We start from the raw sequence: 1460 nt of genomic DNA on the forward strand, positions 1-1460 counted from the left end.
ACAGATATATTTGATAAATCCCAATATTTCCGACATAGCAGCGTCTGCATTCTTCACAGCCTTCAAGGAGTTTCAAAAATCTCAGCAAATCAGAGCATTTTTCTCTCACCAGAGACATAAAAGAGCGCTAACTGCTGCTCAAGCAGAATTAAAGACATTTAACCACAGATACCCCAATATGCATCTTTTGGATAAAAGAACCAAATGTCAAATAATCATCCCTACAAAATTATTCCTGACAGAATTACCAAACTAGTAAAAGACCAGATTTTTGTCTTTGGCAGCAACACAGAAGGAAGACATGGCGCTGGAAGTGCTTTATTTGCCCGACAGTACTGCAATGCAGAATACGGCAATCCCCAAGGACGGCAAGGACAATCCTGGGCGATCGCAACCAAAGACCTAAATAAGGGTATCCGGTCAATTCCCCTTCCCCAAATCAAATCCCAGATTGAGAAACTAGTCGAATATGCAAATACTCATCCTGAACTAGAATTCCTAACAACCAGGATTGGATGCAACCTTGCAGGATACACCGACTTAGAGATAGCTTCCCTGATTGGCAATTTCAATCTTCCTCCCAATATCTGGCTGCCCCAAGAGTTTGTTGACTGCCTCATCGAAGATAAACCAACCCTAAAAGTGGCATTCACGGGAAACAGGCATCAAAAATTTGATGAGTCGGGATGGAAGCAGGTACATAGCCGACTTGAAGGCATGATTGTTCGTGCTTGCGTTCGCGCACTTGAATGGGGATACAAACGCATCCAGTTTTATTCGGGTATGGCACTAGGAATCGATACCGCTGCCACAGAAATAGTCTTGGGGCTAAAGGGCAAATACCCCATTGAAATAAACCTAACTGCTGCCGTACCCTGCACCAATCTTGAACTTGCGTGGAATAAATCCGACCAAGAGAAGTACTACCAGTTGTTATCCCAATGCGACAGTATCAAATTTGTTTCTAACCTGACCTATCAGGAAGCAGGTGGCATTAAATGTTTAAATGCTCGCAACCGTTGGGTGGTTAATCAAATAAAAAATGCCCACGACATGATAATTGTAATCTGGGATGGACAACCTGGAGGAACAGCTAATTGTATTGCTGATGCAACAAAATTAAACCGCCGAATCATAATTTATAACTGGGTTGACAAAAATTACAAAAAGTTAGGGAATTGGTGAGAAAGAATGAAAGTAAAACCCAAAAATATCGACCTTAACACTCCTAGTATGGTTATCAACACAATCTTCGAGTGGAAAGGAGCTTTCTAACGACTACGAACAATTGAATCCCAAGATTTGGACATCCAAGTGCGCTCTGATAAACCCTCAGGGTTAGCGCGTCTCAAACCCTATTGACAGGTAGATTCTAGGAGAGTATTGAGTTTGGAAGAGCCGCAGCCAAAACAGAAACCATATACTGATCATTCATCGCAGCTCGCCGTGACTTTTGTCGA

General features: G+C 42.3%; 1 protein-coding gene and 1 pseudogene. Both read left to right on the plus strand.

The annotated features are described in order from the left end of the window. Nucleotides 1-256 (plus strand): annotated as a pseudogene (locus CDG79_RS44675) (hypothetical protein); the annotation flags it as partial. Next, nucleotides 205-1185: an A1S_2505 family phage non-structural protein gene (locus CDG79_RS40490; protein WP_094347040.1), complete on the plus strand. Its 981-nt coding sequence runs from the start codon at nt 205-207 to the stop codon at nt 1183-1185. The pseudogene CDG79_RS44675 and the gene CDG79_RS40490, both read left to right, overlap by 52 nt. The last annotated feature ends 275 nt before the right edge of the window (nt 1186-1460 follow it).

The sequence above is a fragment of the Nostoc sp. 'Peltigera membranacea cyanobiont' 232 genome, assembly GCF_002245985.1.
Lineage (GTDB): Bacteria > Cyanobacteriota > Cyanobacteriia > Cyanobacteriales > Nostocaceae > Nostoc.

What these genes read in the sequence shown, in the direction of transcription:
- CDG79_RS40490 (WP_094347040.1), top strand. Translation starts at nt 205, where the DNA reads ATGTCAAATAATCATCCCTACAAAATTATTCCTGACAGAATTACCAAA.